The sequence below is a fragment of the Enterobacter sp. 301B genome (assembly GCF_003850715.1).
Lineage (GTDB): Bacteria > Pseudomonadota > Gammaproteobacteria > Enterobacterales > Enterobacteriaceae > Enterobacter > Enterobacter intestinihominis.
In genome coordinates this window covers 161,551-180,033 of the sequence record NZ_PQTC01000003.1, presented here as the reverse complement: position 1 = coordinate 180,033, position 18,483 = coordinate 161,551, and the positions used below count along the sequence as shown (strand labels likewise).

The window sequence follows — 18,483 nt, the reverse complement described above, 5'->3', positions numbered from 1 at the left end:
CGAATGCGGGTATTGATCGTTAAAACCTCTTCGATGGGCGATGTGCTGCATACGCTGCCGTCACTGACGGACGCGATGCGGGCCATTCCCGGCATTCGTTTTGACTGGGTAGTGGAAGAAGGCTTCGCGCAGATCCCCACCTGGCACGAAGCGGTTGACCGCGTGATCCCGGTGGCCATTCGCCGCTGGCGCAAAGCATGGTTTTCCGCACCGATTAAAGCCGAACGTAAAGCCTTCCGCGAAGCGGTGCAGGCCCGGCGTTACGACGCGATCATTGACGCTCAGGGCCTGGTGAAAAGCGCCGCGCTGGTCACGCGTCTGGCGCACGGCGTAAAGCACGGCATGGACTGGCAAACCGCCCGCGAACCGCTGGCGAGCCTGTTCTATAATCGTCGCCACCATATTGCGAAGCAGCAGCACGCCGTGGAACGTACCCGCGAGCTGTTCGCGAAAAGCCTGGGCTATGCAAAACCTGAAGCCCAGGGTGACTACGCTATTGCACAGCATTTTTTGCGCGAGACGGAGGAGCATGCCGAACCGTATCTGGTGTTCCTGCATGCCACAACGCGCGACGATAAGCACTGGCCGGAAACGCACTGGAGAAGGCTGATTGAACTAATGCAACCTTGCGGTATCCATATTAAACTCCCGTGGGGTGCAGAACATGAGCGGCAGCGTGCGGAACGTCTGGCAGCCGGTTTTTCCCACGTTGAGGTGTTACCCAAACTCACGCTGGCGCAGGTTGCCGCACAGCTGGCGGGCGCTAACGCCGTCGTTTCTGTGGATACAGGGTTAAGCCATTTAACCGCCGCACTGGATCGTCCTAATATCACGATTTTCGGCCCGACCGATCCGGGGTTGATCGGGGGTTACGGTAAAAACCAGCATCAGATGGTCAGCCCTACGCAACAAACGAAGGATATTAGCGCAGATGCTATTTTTTCATTTTTACAGGGCAGCCATCGGCTTTCCAACAGGGATATTTAACCCATGAGTTATGTATTTCTGCTGATTTTACTCTTTCCGGTGAAACTCCTCCGGAAGCTGTTTCGAAAAGACACGGGCAAAAACCTTGTCATTCAGACAGCCAAAATCGGTGACTTTATTAATGCGACACCTCTACTGGCATATCTGCAAAAAAGCGATGTGTTGGTCAGTCGCAGCGTTGGTGCGCTGGCGAAGCATGATGAGACTATCGAGCAGATCTATTTTATTGAGCAGCATAAGCGCAACCTGTGGCGTAAACTGTGCTTCGCGTGCAGGATCATGAACCGCTACGACAACGTCTACCTGCTACAACCCAACAGCGTGAACCTCTTTTTTGCCGCCGTCTGCAATGCTAAAAACAAACAATTTTTAACCATTTACACGCGCAGGTGGTATCACGGGATTTTCTATCTTGCGGCTGACGGTACCGTTGAGCATGGCAAAAAAACGCTTTCGGTGTCGAACTACCTGAAACTGGCCGACCGCGCACTCACATGGCAAGACTCTCCCAAGCACGCCACAAAGCCGCTCTTTAAACCGACGACCTGGCCGGCCATTCTTGATAAACCTGACGTTATCCGCATCGGCATCAGTATTGCGGCGGGCAATAAAGCCAAAACCGTCCCTCCGGTTATCTGGAAGCGGATTGTTGATCAACTCGCTGATTTACCCTGCGAGTTTTATGTCTTCGGCGCGCCAAATGAACAGTCGTGGATGGACGATATCACCCGCCTTTACGGTGAAATCCCTAATTTTATCAATCTTATTGGCAAAATTTCGCTGGAAGAGCTTCCCTGGGCCATTTCTAAGATGGACTGTTATATCGCGTCTGACTCGGGGAATGTGTATATCGCAGACGCCGTTGGCGTTCCGGTAGTCCTGCTGTTTGGTCCGTGTTGTCACTATGAACAACGTCCGCTTGGCAATGTGTTGCTGATCGGGAATGACGACAACATTTGTTCTTATGTGTTTGAAACGCGCTATTACTTCCCGCAAGAACGGGAAGCACTATTCTCTGTCACTGACTCCGCGTTACACGATCTTCAGCAGTTTATCCGTACATTACCCAAAGCCCGCTCACTGGCTAGCGCTACCGACGCTCAAGGAAACTAATTTTTATGGCTTTTTTAAGCGTCATTATTGCTGCGCATAACGCTGAAGCTACGCTGCATGCCACGCTTTCAAGCCTGCTGGCAGCCACCGTTCAAGGCACTGAAATTATTATTTTTAATGACAGTTCTGAGGATACCACGCAGGCAATAATTGAAGAGTGGTCACCTAAATTTCCTCAGATCATAACGCGCACCGTGAACTTTCGTAACGTCGGCCGGGTACGAAACAGTGCTGTCGCACTGGCATCCGGTGAATATATTACGATGCTCGACAGTGACGATTGCTTAAAGCCGGGCAGCCTCAGGGACGCAATTACCTTTCTGAAAGCGCAACGTCCGGATATGTTACTGACACGTTTGCTTGAGATTCGCGATCCCCGGAAAATGACTTCAGACTGGCAGGGATTCAACCCTGTGCCATTGTCACAACATGAAGCAGTCGCTCGTTTCTTACGCCATAAAGACTTTCAGGCGCATCTCATTGGCCAGTTTATTCATCGTAGCCTGTACGAAAGCAACCCTATTCCTCCAATGTTATGTTATGAGGATTTCGCTGTCTTCCCCGGAATGTTGATGCAGTCGAGCAAAATAGTCTATCAACGCCAGGGGCATTATTATTACGTCAAGCGTCGCGACAGTTTGTCGAGCAGTCTGGACGCCAGCAAAATTTCAACGCTTGTCGAATGCACGTTACAGATGGAAAGAACATTTCCGTCAAGCTACAGGCATCTTGTCAATTGCCACTGGTTTGATATTTACAGCAACCATCGGTCCTGTCTTACAGACCAACAATTGCACCTCGTGAAACAACGCGTAAAGGCCATGTACACATTGTCTTTTTTCCTGTCCACCGATGTTCGTTTTAGCTACAAAAAAAGGGTTATTGAGGCGTTATGGAAAAAATAAAGTTAAGAACTTACCAGTTAACACTCGCATTGAGCCTTATCTCTTTAGCTCTTGTGCTTGTTAATTCAGGGAAACAACGAGAGTTTTTCTATATTGCAATATATGCAAGTATCTTGGGTTTGGCATTTGAGTATAAAAAAATCTCCTGGCATCCTTTTAGTATCGCCTATCCTATTATGCTGATAGGGTTACTTAATCTTATTTGGTATGTCACTTATGAATTGCATAATGAGGGATTAAACGCATACAGTGATTATCTTGGATCGAGTAAAAAATTAATTCTGGCAAGCCTTTTGATTTTTTACCTTGACCGTTTCAAAAATTATGTAACAAAAGATAATTTTGTGAAATACTTCTTAATTAGTACAGCTGTAGGTTATACCCTTGCCACAGCTTATGGCCTTTATCAGGCTGTACAAGGTATTAATCGCGTAGAGATGGCTATAAACCGTCCAACTATCGCAGCGTATGTATATTCTGTTCTATCATTAGCCTTTGTTTACAGCTTATACCTAAAGAATAATGTGAAATTATACCTTTTGGCAGGCGTCGTAGTCCTGATATCTTTCTTCCTGATTCTTTTGACAGCCACGCGTGCCGCCATGGCCCTTTACCTGTTACTGGCTATTATTCTTACACTTTATCATTTCCGAAAAATTCACCTTAAATCATTAATGATTTTTTTATGCATCGTTGCAGGGATCATAATTGTAAGTTATAAACCATTGATATCACCTAAAATTCAACAAACAGTGACTGAGATAACTAAATATCAGGAAGGGCATGATGCAACTTCTCTGGGGGCTCGTTTTTCAATGTGGAACGTGGGTCTTATGACTGGCATTGCGCATCCACTGGGACAGTCTATTGAAAGCAGGGAATCATGGGTTCGAAATTATGTCGCAAATGGACATCAACATGTTGCAGCAGCGCTCGGTTACATTCGAATTCATTTGCACAATGAGTTTATTGAAAAATATTCACTGCAAGGCATTCCTGGACTGCTAATTTTGTGCTTCTTTTTTGTTTCGATAATAGCTTACTCTATTAGAAGTAAAAACGCACTGCTGCTAACCTCGATGCTACTTTTGCTTTTGTATGGACTGACGGATGTCATACTGCTCAGTTCAGAAGCCTTAATCTTCTTTATGGTTTTGTTTGCATTAAGTACACCTTTCACCCAAACAAAGCAGCAATAGCAAATATGCCCGCCTGGCGGGCATAACTATTTTTTGTACTGGTAAAACTCCGCCAGCGTCATCCCCACGGTCTTATCTGATAACCAGGTAAAGAGCTGCTCCAGATCCTGATAAAGCCCCTCAATCGCCGCCTCATCTTTAAACGTCGGGCTGCCGCCAGGCATAAATTCCGACGAATGCAGCATGAACTCTACGTAGTCATTTCCCTGAGACAGGCACTGCTGCGCAACCTTAATCATCTCCTGCGCGTTACCGCCGGACGGGCGTAACCAGTTAACTGACGGAGAACGGTATTTACCGCGCAGACGATCGTAACCCTGCTTCAGGGAATTCAGCCATGCCGGGTGTTTATACTGGATGCTCATTGGCACTTCGAGGAGAAGGCTGTTTCCCGGCCGGGAAATGTCGTCTACGTCCAAAAAGTAGGCACGATCGGGAAAATGCTGGTAATTCGTTCCGCCATTACCCTGCGGGGCACCTTTCGCGTTGCACCAGTTCACGCGCGGCGTAACGGAACAATCTACCTGATACCCCAGCTCAATCAGCAACCGGGCGTAACGGCTGTCGAATGCCCAGCGCCCGGCGCGATGGCTGAGCATTTTTGTCTGGAAGGTCTCTTCCAGTAGGCGGGTCATGAACAGCACTTTCTCACGCATGACCTCGTCTGAAAACTCAATCAGATAAGGCTGCCAGCGCCAGTCATCACCGGTCAGATCGTGCTCCGGAGGGCTGTTCCAGGCATGGAGATGCATTCCTACCTCGCCCTGCCCCCGGGCTATGACCTCTTTCGCGAACTCAATGAACACCGGTTCGACGGCCATCTCGTAGTTGGTGAGCCAGACAGGCTTAAAGCCGAAACGCTCGCAAAGCGTCTGAAACCGCGCCAGGTAGCGCGCGTTTTCCGTTTTGATGACCCGGTGGTTCTGCCAGAGATTATCCCCTTCGGTATCGATCGTGATGATAAACGCTGGTTTTTTCATAATGAGTCCGCAAGACAAAATAGTTAGCGCTATGTTACGCACGCCCGAAAGCAGGAGTAAACCCTTCCAGGGAAATTCCTGACATTATGGAGAAAGAGTGCAAGTCGTTACCAGGTCTATTAGAATTGCCAACAGTACAACGCCGATAAGATGATGATGAATAACTTACCTGACACGCCTGATTTGCGCATTTTACTGATTAAACTTCGCCATCATGGTGACATGTTACTTACCACCCCCGTCATCAATTCATTGCGCCAGAAATGGCCTGAAGCCCAAATCGACGTCCTTCTCTATGAAGAGACGCGAGACATGCTCGCCGCGCATCCGGCAATCGGTACGATCTATGGTATCGATCGTAAATGGAAGCAGTTGGGGACGCTGAAGCACCTGCAAAAAGAGTGGCAGTTGCTTCGTGCTTTACGCGCTCAGCATTATCATCTGGTGATCAATCTTGCCGATCAGTGGCGCAGCGCGCTGGTTACCCGCTTCACCGGCGCACCGGTTCGGCTCGGGTTCGCTTTTAACAAGCGCAATAATGCCTTCTGGCGTTTTTGTCACAGTGAACTGGTCTCGGTCGCCAGCCATCAGAACCTGCACACCGTTGAACAAAACCTGTCCATACTGAAACCATTACCCGTTGCCGCCAGACCCGCCGTCACCATGGCTTACAGCGCGGATGACTGGCACCATGCTCATCACAAGCTGACACAAAAGGGCGTGGGGGAACGCTATATCGTTATTCAACCCACTTCACGCTGGTTCTTTAAGTGCTGGGACGAAGGCAAAATGGCGCAAACTATCGCCGCATTGCAGCAGGACGGCCACACTATCGTCCTTACGGCGGGACCGGATAAGAAAGAACTGGCGATGATTGACCGCATTCTTGCCGCCTCCCCGCAGACGGATGTTGTGTCGCTGGCAGGGCAGTTAACCCTGCGCCAGCTGGCCTCGCTTATCGATCACGCAGCCCTGTTCATTGGCGTTGACTCCGTCCCCATGCACATGGCCGCCGCCCTTCAGACGCCCTGCGTGGCGCTGTTTGGCCCATCAAAATTGACGTTCTGGTCGCCATGGCAGGTTAACGGCGAGGTCATTTGGGCTGGTAACTACGGCCCGCTTCCCAACCCTGACGCCATTGATACAAAAACGACGGAACGTTATCTCGACGCCATCCCCGTTGATGCTGTCGTCTCCGCCGCAAGGAGATACCTGCAATGAAGTTTCATCGTCTGGCCATTGTGCGCCAAAAATATCGGCCGGATGGGGGAGCAGAACGTTTTGTCTCCAGGGCACTCACCGCGCTGAGCAATCAAAATCTTGAGCTCAACGTCATCACCCGCGAGTGGCAGGGCGAAAAGCAGGACGACTGGCATATTCATATCTGCGATCCACGAAAGTGGGGCCGCATCAGCCGTGAACGCGGCTTTGCACACGCCGCGCGCGCGCTGTGGCAGCAACAGCAGTTTGATATTGTACAGAGCCACGAACGTATTCCGGGCTGCGATATTTACCGCGCCGGAGATGGTGTACATCGACGCTGGCTGCTACAGCGTACGCGTATTCTTCCCGCCTGGCGCGCGAAGCTGCTCATGCACGATCGCTATCACCGCTACGTGATGAACGCCGAACGTGAAATGTACCAGGCTCCCGAGTTGAAAGCCGTTATCTGTAATGCGGAGATGATCAAGCGCGAAATCGTCGAAGACTTTGATATTGACGCAAAAAAGATACATGTGATTTATAATTCAATAGATTCCCGCCGCTTCGTTCCGGCAGAAGAGAGGCAGCGCGCTGTACTGCGTAAGCAATTTGGCTTACCCGCTGATGCCGTCATTTTCTGCTTCGTGGGTTCAGGGTTTGAACGCAAGGGGCTGGCAAGCGCTATTCAGGCTATAGCAGGAACATCGGCGTGGCTGGTTGTGGTCGGTCAGGATAAAGCGGAAAGCCGCTATCGCGACCTCGCCCGTTCATTAGGCTGTGAGGGGCAAATCCGTTTCCTGGGGATGCAAAAAGAGACGCTGCCATTTTATCAGCTTTCTGATGGTTTACTGCTGCCGACGCTGTATGATCCTTTCCCTAACGTCATACTTGAAGCAATGGCCTGTGGATTGCCCGTCATTACGTCAGAGAGTTGCGGTGGTTCAGAATTTATTGAGCAAGGCCAGAACGGGTTTTACTGTGATGCACTTGATATCCACACATTGAAGGAGGCCGTCATGTCCATCCCTTCACTGGAAAAAAATAACAATATGGGGCTTGCGGCGCGTGAACGCGTCAGAGAAGCAACCCCTGAAAAACTATCAAGTCAGCTTATTTCGCTTTATCAAAAATTACTGGATTAATAATGCGCATCCTAATGATTATTGATGGTTTACCCGGTGGAGGAGCCGAAAAAACGGTTCTCACCCTCTCCAGCGGACTGACAGAACTGGGGCATCAGGTCACCCTTTTCTCCTTACGGAAGGTGTGCGACTACGCCATTCCGGAAGGCATCGATTTTCAGGTCGTGCAGGATACCTGTAAAAAACCCTGGCGGAAGCTGACCGAGATCCCGCGTCGCGCCCGTTTGCTGGATCGCGCCATTGAGCAGGCAGAACGCAGCGGTAAATTTGACGTCGTCTTCTCGCATCTGCATAAAACCGACCGTATCGTGGCGCACAGCCGCGTGCTGGATCGCGATAAGGTCTGGTTTTGCGTACACGGGATGTTCTCCTTCTCCTATTTGCGCCATCGCAGCGGGCTTTCTCGCTGGTTTAAGCATTATAAAATTCGTCATACCTATGAAAACCGCAACGTGGTGGCGGTATCCGGCGCCGTGCTGCACGATCTGTCTGAAGTTCTCGCGATCCCCCTGCGGCGCAAAGCGGTTATCCATAACCCGTTTGATATCCCTGAAATTCAGCGTCTGGCGGAAGCGCCCTTTGAGATGCATGGGCAGAATTACATTATCCACGTTGGCCGTTTTCATGAGCACAAACGTCACGACCGGCTGCTGCGGGCGTTTGCGATGAGCAAGATTGACGCATCACTGGTGTTGATGGGCAAAGGCTCTGACGTGAAAATTAACCAGCTCAAACAGCTTGCCGCTAAGCTGGGAATTGAAAACAAGATCGTCTTCCGCCCGTTTGAAACCAATCCTTATCCGTGGATCAAAGGTGCACGCCTTTTAGTGTTAAGTTCCGACTGCGAAGGTTTTGGTAATGTACTGGTAGAGTCCATTATCTGTCAGACCCCACCGGTGAGTACAAACTGCCCTGGCGGCCCTGCTGAGATCCTTACTGGCCCCCTGGCGCGCGGTCTGACAGCGTTAACCGACGAATCACTGGCGAAAACACTGGCAGAACTGTATGCCTCTCCGCCGGTTGTTGATCGCGAAACGATCGCATCGTTCGGTATCAACGCCATTTGCCAGCAATACATTGCTTTGGTCGACAACCAAAAATAATCAGGTTTCATATGCAAAATTCAGCGCCTTTATTAAGCGTGGTGGTTGCCGTTTATAACGGTGAAGCTTTTCTCGATCAGTTCTTTACCTGCCTTGTAAATCAACACATCGACAGTATGGAAGTCATCATCGTGAATGACGGCTCCACTGACCGCTCGATGCAGATTGTCGAAAAATGGCGCGAACAGCTGCCACAGATGCAGGTTATTGAACAACCTAATCAGGGCGTGTCCATCGCGCGTAATACCGGCCTGGCCGTTGCGACCGGCCAATATCTCTCTTTCCCGGATATTGATGATGTCTTCAAACCCGGCATGTACCAGCGTCTGCTGGATATGGCCGTCACGCAGAACCTGGATGTCGCCACCTGCAATGGCAACTACGTCTGGGAAAATAACAAAAAACCGTCTCGCCCTATCTTCCCTGAAGATAAGCTCGCCTCAACGGGCGTCATGAATGGCGCGGCATGGTTAAAAAAGGCGCTGGATTCACGTAAGTTCCTGCATGTGACCTGGCTGAATATCTATCGTCACGATTTTATTCGTCAGCACGGCTTTCGTTTCGAGCCTGGCCTGCGCCATCAGGATATCCCGTGGACGACTGAGGTGCTGCTTGCTGCGGAACGCGTTCAGTACACCAGCGAACGCTTTTACGACTACTACATTCACTCCGCCTCGGTATCGCACACCCCGGATAATGACGACACGCTGATTCGCTCAGCGCGCCATTACATGAAGATCCTGAAGATGCTTGATGCCATTAACCAGCGCTACCCGGATAAAGTGAAAAATATCCCGGCCTGTCACTGGCAAATCGCCAAAGAGGGTCTGGGAATTATTCATACCTTCGACAACATGAAGGATGAAGCGAAGAAATCAATGATAATCAAAGAGTTCTTCGACACCGGGATCTGGAAGCTCATCTGGAAAAGTGCCAAAAGCCCGCGTTTGCGCTGGCGCCTGGGCCGACGCTACTTCCGTTTAAAACGGTATCTGGCATAAGAGATAGCTTTAGCACGCTTAAATGCTTAGAATTTCCCGGCCGAAACTAAAAAAACGGATAATCGCTTGGAATTGTTGTATACCGCCCTGCTCTACATCATTCAGCCACTGGTGTGGCTGCGACTGTTGCTTCGTAGCCGTAAAGCGCCTGCGTACCGTAAACGCTGGGCCGAACGCTATGGCTACTGCCGCAATAAAGTGGCGCCGGACGGTATTCTGCTGCATTCCGTGTCAGTCGGGGAAACGCTGGCCGCCATTCCACTGGTGCGTGCCTTACGCCACCGTTATCCGTCACTGCCCATCACCGTCACCACGATGACACCAACCGGCTCAGAGCGCGTGATGTCTGCCTTCGGTAAAGACGTGCATCACGTCTACCTGCCGTACGATCTCCCCTGCGCCATGAACCGTTTCCTGAATACCGTTCGCCCTAAACTGGTGATCGTCATGGAAACTGAACTGTGGCCGAATATGATTTCCGCCCTGCATGCCCGTAAAATTCCTTTGGTTATCGCCAACGCGCGTCTGTCGGAACGCTCGGCGAAAGGGTACGGCAAGCTGGGTAAATTTATGCGTCGCCTGCTCAGCAAAATTACGCTGATCGCCGCGCAGAACGAAGAAGATGCCGCGCGCTTTATCGCCCTCGGCCTGAAGCGCAACCAGCTTGCGGTCACGGGTAGCCTGAAGTTCGATATTTCTGTCACCCCTGAACTCGCCGCCCGTGCGGTAACGCTGCGTCGTCAGTGGGCGCCGCGTCGCCAGGTCTGGATTGCCACCAGCACCCATGACGGCGAAGAGGCCATTATTCTTCAGGCTCACCGCCAGCTGCTGGAAAAATTCCCTGATCTACTGCTGATTCTGGTTCCTCGACATCCTGAGCGTTTTAAAGATGCCCGGGAGATGGTGCAAAAAGGCGGTTTCAGCTTCACCCTGCGCAGCAGCGGCGAAATCCCCTCTGGCAGCACGCAGGTGGTGATTGGCGATACGATGGGCGAACTGATGCTGCTGTACGGGATTGCCGATCTTGCTTTCGTTGGCGGAAGCCTGGTGGAGCGCGGTGGTCATAACCCGCTGGAGCCGGCAGCCCACGCCATTCCCGTGCTGATGGGGCCACACACGTTTAACTTCAAAGATATCTGCGCGAAATTGCAGCAAGCCGATGGCTTAATCACCGTGACCGATGCGGACTCGGTGGTCAAAGAGGTCTCAACCCTTCTGACTGACGAAGATTACCGCCTGTGGTACGGTCGTCACGCCGTTGAAGTCCTGCATCAGAACCAGGGCGCACTGACCCGTCTGCTGCAACTTCTGCAACCTTACCTGCCGCAGCGGAGCCACTAATGTCAACGCGTCTGTCGGTCGTGATGATCGCCAAAAACGCCGCCGACCTGCTTCCGGATTGCCTGGCCTCTGTTGCCTGGGCTGACGAAATCGTCATTCTCGATTCCGGAAGTACGGACAATACGGCGGACGTTGCCCGTGCAGCCGGGGCAAAAGTCTTTACCGACACCGACTGGCAGGGCTACGGTATTCAGCGTCAGCGTGCGCAGGGTTACGCCACAGGCGATTACGTGTTGATGATCGATACCGATGAGCGCGTCACCCCGGAACTCCGACAGGCCATTCAAACGGTGCTTGCCGCGCCACAGCCCGGCGCGGTCTACAGTATCGCGCGTCGTAACTATTTTCTGGGCCGCTTTATGCGCCACAGCGGCTGGTACCCCGACCGCGTGATGCGCCTCTATGCCCGCGAGCGTTATCAGTACAACAACAACCTGGTCCATGAGTCTCTGGCCTGCGATAACGCTCAGGTCATCCCCCTGACGGGCGATCTGCTTCATCTGACCTGCCGCGATTTCGCCAGCTTCCAGCGGAAACAGCTGAACTATGCCACCGCCTGGGCACAGGAGCGGCATGCGCGCGGCAAGAAGGCCACGCTGACCGACATCTTCACCCACACGCTGGGCGCGTTTCTGAAAACGCTGCTGCTACGTGGCGGCGTGCTGGACGGCAAACAGGGCTGGTTACTGGCGGTAGTGAATGCCCAGTATACTTTCAACAAATACACCGAGCTGTGGGCGCTGAACCGCGGCTACTCAGAGAAAACGTGAGCCATGAGCACAAAAGCGATTTATCCGGGTACCTTCGATCCGATCACTAACGGTCATCTTGATATCATCACCCGTGCGGCGTGTATGTTCGACAAGGTGATTCTGGCCATTGCCGCCAGCCCGAGCAAAAAGCCGATGTTCGACCTGAACGAACGCGTGCAGCTTGCCACCGATGCGATTTCGCATTTGTCGAATGTTGAGGTCGTCGGATTCAGCGATTTGATGGCAAACTTTGCCCGTGCCCAGCAGGCCAATATCCTGATCCGCGGTCTTCGCGCGGTAGCAGACTTCGAATATGAGATGCAGCTGGCGCACATGAACCGCCATCTGATGCCGGAGCTGGAGAGCGTATTCCTGATGCCCTCCAAAGAGTGGTCCTTCATCTCTTCTTCGCTGGTGAAAGAGGTGGCGCGCCATCGCGGGGACGTTACCCACTTTCTGCCGGTTAACGTCCACCAGGCGTTGATGGAAAAGTTAAAGTAACCCTACTTCTGGCACTGACGGCAGTAAAACGTGGCGCGCTGAGCGTGCTTCGTGGCAATAATCGGCGTCCCGCATGCTCTGCACGGTTCCCCCTTACGACCATAAACCTGCAACTCCTGCGCAAAATAGCCCGGCTTCCCGTCGCTTTGCAGAAAATCCTTCAGCGTCGTCCCGCCCTGCTCAATTGAGCGCAGCAGTACCGCTTTAATCACTCTGACCAGCAGCTCGCACTCCTGCGCAGACAGCGAAGAGGCCAGCCGATCGGGATGGATCCCGGCGGCAAACAACGATTCGCTGGCATAGATATTCCCCACGCCCACGACCAGCTTGTTATCCATCAGCCAGGGTTTAATCGGGGTTTTCTTTTTCGCGCACTTCTCTTTGAGATAATCCGCGTTAAACGCCTCTGAGAGCGGCTCAGGTCCAAGATGCGCCAGCACGTTGTGCCCTTCCAGCTCTTTGGTCCACAGCCATGCGCCAAAGCGACGCGGGTCGGTGTAACGCAGCACCTTGCCGTTACTCATCACCAGATCAACGTGGTCGTGCTTTTCCGCAGGCAACTCTTCGGTGAGGATGCGCAGGCTTCCCGACATGCCCAGATGGATAATGATCCAGCCGTCAGGCAGCTCCAGCAGCAGGTATTTCGCGCGGCGCTGTACGCTCAGGACGGGTTTATCGCTTAACGCGTGGATCTCATCGGACACCGGCCAGCGCAGACGCCCGTTGCGAACGACAGCATGAAGAATAGTCGCGCCAACCAGATGGGGCTCAATGCCGCGGCGGCTGGTCTCTACCTCAGGTAATTCAGGCATGGTTCCTCCGTTGAGATGCAGAATGCAAAAAACCCCGCAGATGCGGGGTTTTTCAATACAAGGAGACTAAAATTATTTGATTTTAGCTTCTTTGTACAGTACGTGCTGGCGTACAACTGGATCGAATTTTTTCAGTTCCAGTTTTTCCGGCTTAGTACGTTTGTTCTTCGTGGTGGTGTAGAAGTGACCTGTACCAGCAGAAGAAACCAGCTTGATTTTCTCGCGAATACCTTTAGCCATGATTTATTTCCTCTTTAAGTACTTAGTACTTTTCGCCACGGGCACGCAGTTCGGACAGAACTGTATCGATGCCTTTCTTATCGATTACACGCATACCTTTAGCAGATACGCGCAGGGTGACAAAACGCTTCTCGCTCTCAACCCAGAAACGGTGAGAGTGCAGGTTCGGCAGGAAACGGCGTTTAGTCGCGTTCAGTGCGTGGGAACGGTTGTTACCGGTCACCGGACGCTTGCCAGTAACTTGGCAGACTCGGGACATGTCTATTCTCCAAAAATCAAATTAGCTCGAGCTTCGTATGGGGTATCGGCGCCTCGTCAGGCTTTACAGCCCGGTCATCGCTTAGTTCTATTGAACTCTCGATTGCCAGGCCCAAATGCCAAACCCGAGATTCTCAAAGGTGGCGTAGTATACGCTGACTCGGCGGTGTGCTCAAGTCCCGAACAGACAAAGATCCCGATGGATCGCGAGAAAAGGCCTAAATCCAGCCACGTTCGGCAAAAGAAATGTACTCTCCGCGGCCAATTATCAGATGGTCCAGCACACGAATGTCCATGAATTGACAGCATTTGATAATACGTTCGGTAATTGCTTTGTCAGCTCTGCTTGGTTCTGCACAGCCAGAGGGGTGATTATGCGCGAGGATCACGCCGGCTGCATTCACTTTTATCGCTTCCCGCACAATTTCACGCGGATGCACCTCAACGTGGCTCAATGTTCCCGAAAAAAGGCGGGTATGTTTCAGTACCCGGTTTTTGTTGTCGAGAAAGATCACCATAAAGATCTCCCGCTCCAGATCGGAAAGCTGGCTTTGCAGAAATTCGCGGGTCATATCGGGGGTGAGGATCGGGTCTTCTTCCTCCATACGCACGTTGTAAAATCTCCGGGCCAGCTCCGCAATGCCCCGCAACTGGGCATATTTCGCCACGCCAATACCCTCAACGTGCGTAAACGCCTCCAGTTCGGCGGTCAACAATCCATACAGTGAGCCGAAATGCTCTATCAGCTCTTTCGCCAGCGTAAATACCGTTTTCCCCGGCGTGCCAGTGCGTAAAAAGAGCGCCAGCAGCTCGTCGTCCTTTAACAACGTGACGCCATGGCGCAGCATTTTTTCACGCGGTAGCAGCAGTTCAGTCTCTTCCATGCCCGGCCTCCTTCTGTTTGCCATTATGCTGCCACAGGCAAATTCGGGGCTCGACGCTGGCGTTTCGTTCTTGCGTAGCGCCTCGCAAAGTGAATTAAGGACATCATCACCCCGTTTTAGGGATTGTGATAAAATGCCCGCTCTCTGGTGAAACCCAACAGGAAAGAATCATGATGAGCCTGGCCGGTAAAAAAATCGTTCTTGGCGTCAGCGGCGGTATTGCTGCCTATAAAACGCCAGACCTGGTGCGCCGTTTGCGCGAGCGCGGGGCCGACGTACGGGTCGCGATCACCGAAGGCGGCAAAGCCTTTATCACCCCGCTGAGCCTGCAAGCCGTCTCGGGATACCCGGTATCCGACAGCCTTCTCGACCCGGCAGCCGAAGCCGCAATGGGCCATATTGAGCTGGGGAAATGGGCCGATCTGGTTATCCTTGCCCCCGCCACGGCAGATGTAATTGCCCGCGTGGCGGCCGGGATGGCGAACGATCTGGTAACGACCATTTGCCTCGCCACGCCTGCGCCCGTCGCGGTTGTACCCGCAATGAACCAGCAGATGTATCGCAACGCCGCTACCCAGCATAATCTGGATACGCTGGCCTCGCGCGGCCTGCTAATTTGGGGACCGGAGAGCGGCAGCCAGGCCTGTGGCGACGTGGGGCCAGGGCGTATGCTCGACCCATTGACGATTGTTGATATGGCCGCCGCCCATTTCTCGCCTGTCAACGATCTGCAACATCTCAACATCATGATTACTGCGGGCCCCACGCGCGAGCCGCTGGATCCGGTGCGATACATCACCAACCACAGCTCCGGCAAAATGGGCTTTGCAATTGCTGCCGCGGCAGCCAAACGCGGCGCGAACGTGACGCTGGTGAGCGGCCCGGTGTCGCTTACCACCCCTGCGTTTGTGCGGCGTATTGATGTAACTACCGCGCTGGAAATGGAAGCCGCCGTACAGGCGCATGCTCAACAACAGCATATTTTTATCGGCTGTGCGGCCGTTGCTGATTACCGCGCCGAAACCATTGCCGACGCCAAAATTAAAAAGCAAGGTGATGAATTAACAATAAAAATGGTGAAGAACCCGGATATCGTTGCCGGTGTCGCCGCATTGAAAACTCATCGTCCTTACGTTGTTGGGTTTGCCGCAGAAACGAATAATGTGGAAGAATATGCCCGGCAAAAACGTACCCGCAAAAACCTCGATTTGATTTGCGCGAACGACGTATCGCTGTCCACGCAAGGATTTAACAGCGACAGCAACGCATTGCACCTTTTCTGGCAGGATGGAGATAAAGTCTTACCGCTTGAGCGCAAAGAACTCCTGGGCCAACAATTACTGGACGAGATCGTTACCCGTTATGATGAAAAAAATCGACGTTAAGATTCTGGACCCGCGCGTTGGCAAGCAATTTCCGCTGCCAACGTATGCCACCTCCGGCTCTGCCGGTCTTGACCTGCGCGCCTGTCTCGATGACGCCGTAGAACTGGCGCCGGGTGCAACGACCCTGATCCCGACCGGGCTGGCGATTCACATTGCTGACCCGTCACTGGCAGCGGTGATCCTGCCGCGCTCTGGCCTGGGCCATAAGCATGGCGTCGTGCTGGGTAACCTGGTCGGCCTGATCGACTCTGACTATCAGGGTCAGCTGATGGTATCCGTCTGGAACCGTGGCCAGGACAGCTTCACCATTGAACCGGGCGAGCGTATTGCGCAGATGGTGTTTGTACCGGTGGTGCAGGCAGAATTTAACCTGGTGGCAGACTTCGACGCTACCGACCGTGGCGAAGGCGGCTTCGGCCATTCCGGGCGCAAATAACCGCCCGACAAACACGCATCTCACAGCGCCATAATGCAATAACAAACCGCAAACGTCAGTTTGCGGGTCGCTGTGTGGTTGCCAGCCTGACAAGTGCTTATTTTCAGGGGTATTTTGTAACATGGCAGAAAAACAAACCGCGAAAAGGAATCGTCGCGAAGAAATACTTCAATCTCTGGCTCTGATGCTTGAATCCAGCGACGGCAGTCAACGCATCACCACCGCCAAGCTGGCGGCCTCTGTGGGCGTGTCAGAGGCGGCGCTGTATCGTCATTTCCCGAGCAAAACCCGGATGTTCGACAGCCTGATCGAGTTTATCGAAGATAGCCTGATCACGCGCATCAACCTGATTCTGAAGGATGAAAAAGACACCAGCACGCGTCTGCGTCTGATTGTGCTGCTGATTCTGGGCTTTGGTGAACGTAACCCGGGTCTGACCCGTATTCTTACCGGCCACGCGCTGATGTTTGAACAGGATCGTCTGCAAGGCCGTATAAACCAGCTTTTTGAGCGTATCGAAGCCCAGCTTCGTCAGGTTCTGCGCGAGAAGAAAATGCGGGAAGGTGAGGGATATAATACGGATGAGACGCTGCTGGCAAGCCAGATCCTGGCATTTTGCGAAGGGATGCTCTCCCGGTTTGTGCGCAGCGAGTTTAAATATCGACCAACGGACGATTTTGACGCCCGCTGGCCGTTAGTAGCAGCACAATTACAGTAACGCCATCGCCGGATGGCGGCTTCGCCTTATCCGGCCTACGAACAGGTAGGCCCGGTAAGCGTAGCGCCACCGGGCAATTGAATTATACGCCAAACTCTTCGCGGTATTGACGTACCGCCGCCAGGTGATCCGCCATTTCAGGCTTCTCTTCCAGATATGCAATCAGGTCTGTCAGCGTGATGATAGAGATCACTTTGCAGCCATAATCGCGTTCCACTTCCTGAATAGCAGAGATGTCGCCACGCCCACGCTCCTGACGATCGAGCGAAATCAGCACACCCGCAAGCGTTGCACCGTTAGCCTGGATAATTTCCATCGATTCACGGATCGCGGTGCCTGCGGTGATCACGTCATCTACCAGCATCACGCGGCCCTGCAACGCACTGCCTACCAGATTGCCGCCTTCACCGTGGGTTTTGGCCTCTTTACGGTTAAAGCAGTACGGTACGTCGCGGTCATGGTGCTCCGCCAGCGCCACCGCCGTGGTGGTTGCAATTGGAATGCCTTTGTACGCGGGGCCAAACAGCAGATCGAAATCAATCCCGGAATCCACCAGCGCTTCGGCATAGAAGCGGCCTAACAGTGCCAGGTCGCGCCCGGTATTAAACAGCCCGGCGTTGAAGAAATACGGGCTTTTACGCCCGGATTTCAGCGTGAACTCGCCAAACTTAAGTACCTGCTTGTTAAGCGCAAACTCAATAAACTGGCGCTGATACGATTTCATGGATTTGCTCCTTTGTCTTTTCAGTCTTACAGGCAAAAAAAAGGCGACTCATTGGTCGCCTTAAAATCAATTTTCTAACGCCGCTTTCTGCGTCGCTACAATAGATTCAATACCCCCTCGGGCCAACGCCAGCAAGGTGAGCAGTTCTTCGTGAGTGAATGGCTCGCCTTCTGCCGTGCCCTGCACTTCAATGATGCGACCATCTTCGGTCATCACCACGTTCATGTCGGTTTCTGCGGCAGAATCTTCAACGTATTCCAGATCGCAAAGCGCTTCGCCGTTAACAATACCAACGGAGACAGCAGCAACCATCCCTTTCATTGGGTTGGTTTTCAGCTTACCGGCGGCAACCAGCTTGTTCAGCGCATCTGCCAGCGCCACACAGGCACCGGTAATGGAGGCCGTACGCGTGCCGCCATCGGCCTGGATCACGTCGCAGTCCAGCGTGATGGTGAACTCACCCAGCGTTTTTAAGTCAACCGCGGCGCGGAGCGCACGTGCGATCAGGCGCTGGATCTCCATAGTACGGCCGCCCTGCTTACCTTTTGCCGCTTCACGAGCATTACGGGTATGGGTTGCGCGCGGCAACATACCGTATTCCGCGGTGATCCACCCCTGCCCCTGACCTTTCAGGAAGCGAGGCACGCCCTCTTCGATGGACGCGGTGCAAAGCACTTTGGTGTCACCAAACTCAACCAGCACGGAGCCTTCAGCGTGTTTTGTATAGTTACGGGTCAGGGTGACGGGACGCACCTGGTTGGCGCTACGACCTGCTGGACGCATGATGGATTCTCCGGCT

21 protein-coding genes are annotated in these 18,483 nt (G+C 52.8%); 14 read left to right on the top strand and 7 right to left on the bottom strand.

The genetic code is table 11. The features are described 5' to 3' along the window. Window positions 1-3 precede the first annotated feature (3 nt). The 4 genes from rfaC to C3451_RS05070 are packed head-to-tail and all read left to right on the top strand — an operon-like array spanning window position 4 to window position 4,204. Window positions 4-987: a lipopolysaccharide heptosyltransferase RfaC gene (gene rfaC / locus C3451_RS05085; protein ID WP_032626573.1), complete on the top strand. Its 984-nt coding sequence runs from the start codon at window positions 4-6 to the stop codon at window positions 985-987. A gap of 3 nt (window positions 988-990) precedes the next feature. Continuing rightward, on the top strand, window positions 991-2,100 hold the full coding sequence (locus tag C3451_RS05080; RefSeq protein ID WP_022646631.1) for a glycosyltransferase family 9 protein: 1,110 nt from the start codon (window positions 991-993) through the stop codon (window positions 2,098-2,100). A gap of 5 nt (window positions 2,101-2,105) precedes the next feature. Next, complete coding sequence (locus C3451_RS05075) at window positions 2,106-3,005, top strand: glycosyltransferase family 2 protein (protein WP_063139096.1); 900 nt, start codon at window positions 2,106-2,108, stop codon at window positions 3,003-3,005. Then, the gene (locus C3451_RS05070) at window positions 2,993-4,204 is read left to right on the top strand and encodes an O-antigen ligase family protein (protein ID WP_045621036.1); all 1,212 of its coding nucleotides are present in this window, start codon (window positions 2,993-2,995) and stop codon (window positions 4,202-4,204) included. The genes C3451_RS05075 and C3451_RS05070 overlap by 13 nt, the downstream gene beginning before the upstream one ends. Window positions 4,205-4,230: 26 nt before the next feature. On the opposite strand, the gene C3451_RS05065 is transcribed toward C3451_RS05070, so the two are convergent. Continuing rightward, window positions 4,231-5,184, bottom strand: a complete 954-nt coding sequence (locus C3451_RS05065; RefSeq protein ID WP_045621035.1) for a polysaccharide deacetylase family protein — start codon at window positions 5,182-5,184, stop codon at window positions 4,231-4,233. 150 nt (window positions 5,185-5,334) lie between these two features. Between C3451_RS05065 and rfaQ the strand changes: the two genes are divergently transcribed. From rfaQ to coaD, 7 genes are all read left to right on the top strand, one after another. Continuing rightward, on the top strand, window positions 5,335-6,405 hold the full coding sequence (rfaQ, locus tag C3451_RS05060) for a putative lipopolysaccharide heptosyltransferase III (RefSeq protein WP_045621034.1): 1,071 nt from the start codon (window positions 5,335-5,337) through the stop codon (window positions 6,403-6,405). Further along, window positions 6,402-7,529, top strand: coding sequence for a glycosyltransferase family 4 protein (locus C3451_RS05055; RefSeq protein WP_045621033.1), 1,128 nt, complete (start codon window positions 6,402-6,404; stop codon window positions 7,527-7,529). Before rfaQ ends, C3451_RS05055 begins: the two co-directional genes overlap by 4 nt. 2 nt (window positions 7,530-7,531) lie before the next feature. Then, window positions 7,532-8,632, top strand: a complete 1,101-nt coding sequence (locus C3451_RS05050) for a glycosyltransferase (protein WP_045621032.1) — start codon at window positions 7,532-7,534, stop codon at window positions 8,630-8,632. Window positions 8,633-8,643: 11 nt separating this feature from the next. Beyond that, entirely contained in the window at window positions 8,644-9,633 is a 990-nt protein-coding gene (locus tag C3451_RS05045) for a glycosyltransferase (RefSeq protein ID WP_045621031.1), read from the top strand. Between the two features lie 66 nt (window positions 9,634-9,699). Then, a complete protein-coding gene (gene waaA / locus C3451_RS05040; protein WP_003860874.1) occupies window positions 9,700-10,974 on the top strand; it encodes a lipid IV(A) 3-deoxy-D-manno-octulosonic acid transferase in 1,275 nt (424 codons plus the stop codon). Further along, window positions 10,974-11,744, top strand: coding sequence for a glycosyltransferase family 2 protein (locus C3451_RS05035; protein WP_124304244.1), 771 nt, complete (start codon window positions 10,974-10,976; stop codon window positions 11,742-11,744). Before waaA ends, C3451_RS05035 begins: the two co-directional genes overlap by 1 nt. Window positions 11,745-11,747: 3 nt before the next feature. Then, complete coding sequence (coaD, locus tag C3451_RS05030) at window positions 11,748-12,227, top strand: pantetheine-phosphate adenylyltransferase (protein WP_022646622.1); 480 nt, start codon at window positions 11,748-11,750, stop codon at window positions 12,225-12,227. 2 nt (window positions 12,228-12,229) lie between these two features. Here the strand turns inward: coaD and mutM are convergent, their stop codons facing one another. The 4 genes from mutM to radC all read right to left on the bottom strand — a co-directional run bounded on the left by mutM (window position 12,230) and on the right by radC (window position 14,421). Further along, window positions 12,230-13,039, bottom strand: a complete 810-nt coding sequence (gene mutM / locus C3451_RS05025; protein WP_003860879.1) for a bifunctional DNA-formamidopyrimidine glycosylase/DNA-(apurinic or apyrimidinic site) lyase — start codon at window positions 13,037-13,039, stop codon at window positions 12,230-12,232. 72 nt (window positions 13,040-13,111) lie between these two features. Then, window positions 13,112-13,279 carry a 50S ribosomal protein L33 gene (gene rpmG, locus C3451_RS05020; protein ID WP_003024094.1) on the bottom strand — a complete coding sequence of 56 codons (168 nt, stop codon included), beginning with the start codon at window positions 13,277-13,279 and terminating at the stop codon, window positions 13,112-13,114. A gap of 22 nt (window positions 13,280-13,301) precedes the next feature. Continuing rightward, a complete protein-coding gene (gene rpmB / locus C3451_RS05015; RefSeq protein WP_002436699.1) occupies window positions 13,302-13,538 on the bottom strand; it encodes a 50S ribosomal protein L28 in 237 nt (78 codons plus the stop codon). Window positions 13,539-13,755: 217 nt separating this feature from the next. Further along, window positions 13,756-14,421: a DNA repair protein RadC gene (radC, locus tag C3451_RS05010; RefSeq protein WP_022646621.1), complete on the bottom strand. Its 666-nt coding sequence runs from the start codon at window positions 14,419-14,421 to the stop codon at window positions 13,756-13,758. 173 nt (window positions 14,422-14,594) lie between these two features. Between radC and coaBC the strand changes: the two genes are divergently transcribed. The 3 genes from coaBC to slmA all read left to right on the top strand — a co-directional run bounded on the left by coaBC (window position 14,595) and on the right by slmA (window position 16,960). Continuing rightward, window positions 14,595-15,806 (top strand): bifunctional phosphopantothenoylcysteine decarboxylase/phosphopantothenate--cysteine ligase CoaBC, encoded by a 1,212-nt coding sequence (gene coaBC, locus C3451_RS05005; protein WP_087878399.1) that lies wholly within the window; start codon window positions 14,595-14,597, stop codon window positions 15,804-15,806. Continuing rightward, complete coding sequence (gene dut, locus C3451_RS05000) at window positions 15,784-16,242, top strand: dUTP diphosphatase (RefSeq protein ID WP_045621029.1); 459 nt, start codon at window positions 15,784-15,786, stop codon at window positions 16,240-16,242. Before coaBC ends, dut begins: the two co-directional genes overlap by 23 nt. Window positions 16,243-16,363: 121 nt before the next feature. Further along, window positions 16,364-16,960 carry a nucleoid occlusion factor SlmA gene (gene slmA / locus C3451_RS04995; RefSeq protein ID WP_003860901.1) on the top strand — a complete coding sequence of 199 codons (597 nt, stop codon included), beginning with the start codon at window positions 16,364-16,366 and terminating at the stop codon, window positions 16,958-16,960. An 82-nt stretch (window positions 16,961-17,042) separates the two neighbouring features. On the opposite strand, the gene pyrE is transcribed toward slmA, so the two are convergent. Further along, complete coding sequence (pyrE, locus tag C3451_RS04990; protein ID WP_032622050.1) at window positions 17,043-17,684, bottom strand: orotate phosphoribosyltransferase; 642 nt, start codon at window positions 17,682-17,684, stop codon at window positions 17,043-17,045. Window positions 17,685-17,750: 66 nt separating this feature from the next. Continuing rightward, window positions 17,751-18,467 (bottom strand): ribonuclease PH, encoded by a 717-nt coding sequence (rph, locus tag C3451_RS04985; RefSeq protein ID WP_015570044.1) that lies wholly within the window; start codon window positions 18,465-18,467, stop codon window positions 17,751-17,753. Between the last annotated feature and the right edge of the window lie 16 nt (window positions 18,468-18,483).

Bases quoted from the DNA above. Each gene is read 5' to 3' on its own strand.
- C3451_RS05045 (WP_045621031.1), top strand. From the start codon at position 8,644: ATGCAAAATTCAGCGCCTTTATTAAGCGTGGTGGTTGCCGTTTATAAC.
- C3451_RS05055 (WP_045621033.1), top strand. From the start codon at position 6,402: ATGAAGTTTCATCGTCTGGCCATTGTGCGCCAAAAATATCGGCCGGAT.
- C3451_RS05080 (WP_022646631.1), top strand. From the start codon at position 991: ATGAGTTATGTATTTCTGCTGATTTTACTCTTTCCGGTGAAACTCCTC.
- coaD (WP_022646622.1), top strand. From the start codon at position 11,748: ATGAGCACAAAAGCGATTTATCCGGGTACCTTCGATCCGATCACTAAC.
- mutM (WP_003860879.1), bottom strand. From the start codon at position 13,039: ATGCCTGAATTACCTGAGGTAGAGACCAGCCGCCGCGGCATTGAGCCC.
- rpmG (WP_003024094.1), bottom strand. From the start codon at position 13,279: ATGGCTAAAGGTATTCGCGAGAAAATCAAGCTGGTTTCTTCTGCTGGT.
- rfaC (WP_032626573.1), top strand. From the start codon at position 4: ATGCGGGTATTGATCGTTAAAACCTCTTCGATGGGCGATGTGCTGCAT.
- C3451_RS05065 (WP_045621035.1), bottom strand. From the start codon at position 5,184: ATGAAAAAACCAGCGTTTATCATCACGATCGATACCGAAGGGGATAAT.
- slmA (WP_003860901.1), top strand. From the start codon at position 16,364: ATGGCAGAAAAACAAACCGCGAAAAGGAATCGTCGCGAAGAAATACTT.
- rph (WP_015570044.1), bottom strand. From the start codon at position 18,467: ATGCGTCCAGCAGGTCGTAGCGCCAACCAGGTGCGTCCCGTCACCCTG.
- C3451_RS05075 (WP_063139096.1), top strand. From the start codon at position 2,106: ATGGCTTTTTTAAGCGTCATTATTGCTGCGCATAACGCTGAAGCTACG.
- coaBC (WP_087878399.1), top strand. From the start codon at position 14,595: ATGAGCCTGGCCGGTAAAAAAATCGTTCTTGGCGTCAGCGGCGGTATT.
- rfaQ (WP_045621034.1), top strand. From the start codon at position 5,335: ATGATGATGAATAACTTACCTGACACGCCTGATTTGCGCATTTTACTG.
- radC (WP_022646621.1), bottom strand. From the start codon at position 14,421: ATGGAAGAGACTGAACTGCTGCTACCGCGTGAAAAAATGCTGCGCCAT.
- C3451_RS05050 (WP_045621032.1), top strand. From the start codon at position 7,532: ATGCGCATCCTAATGATTATTGATGGTTTACCCGGTGGAGGAGCCGAA.
- dut (WP_045621029.1), top strand. From the start codon at position 15,784: ATGATGAAAAAAATCGACGTTAAGATTCTGGACCCGCGCGTTGGCAAG.
- pyrE (WP_032622050.1), bottom strand. From the start codon at position 17,684: ATGAAATCGTATCAGCGCCAGTTTATTGAGTTTGCGCTTAACAAGCAG.
- C3451_RS05070 (WP_045621036.1), top strand. From the start codon at position 2,993: ATGGAAAAAATAAAGTTAAGAACTTACCAGTTAACACTCGCATTGAGC.
- C3451_RS05035 (WP_124304244.1), top strand. From the start codon at position 10,974: ATGTCAACGCGTCTGTCGGTCGTGATGATCGCCAAAAACGCCGCCGAC.
- rpmB (WP_002436699.1), bottom strand. From the start codon at position 13,538: ATGTCCCGAGTCTGCCAAGTTACTGGCAAGCGTCCGGTGACCGGTAAC.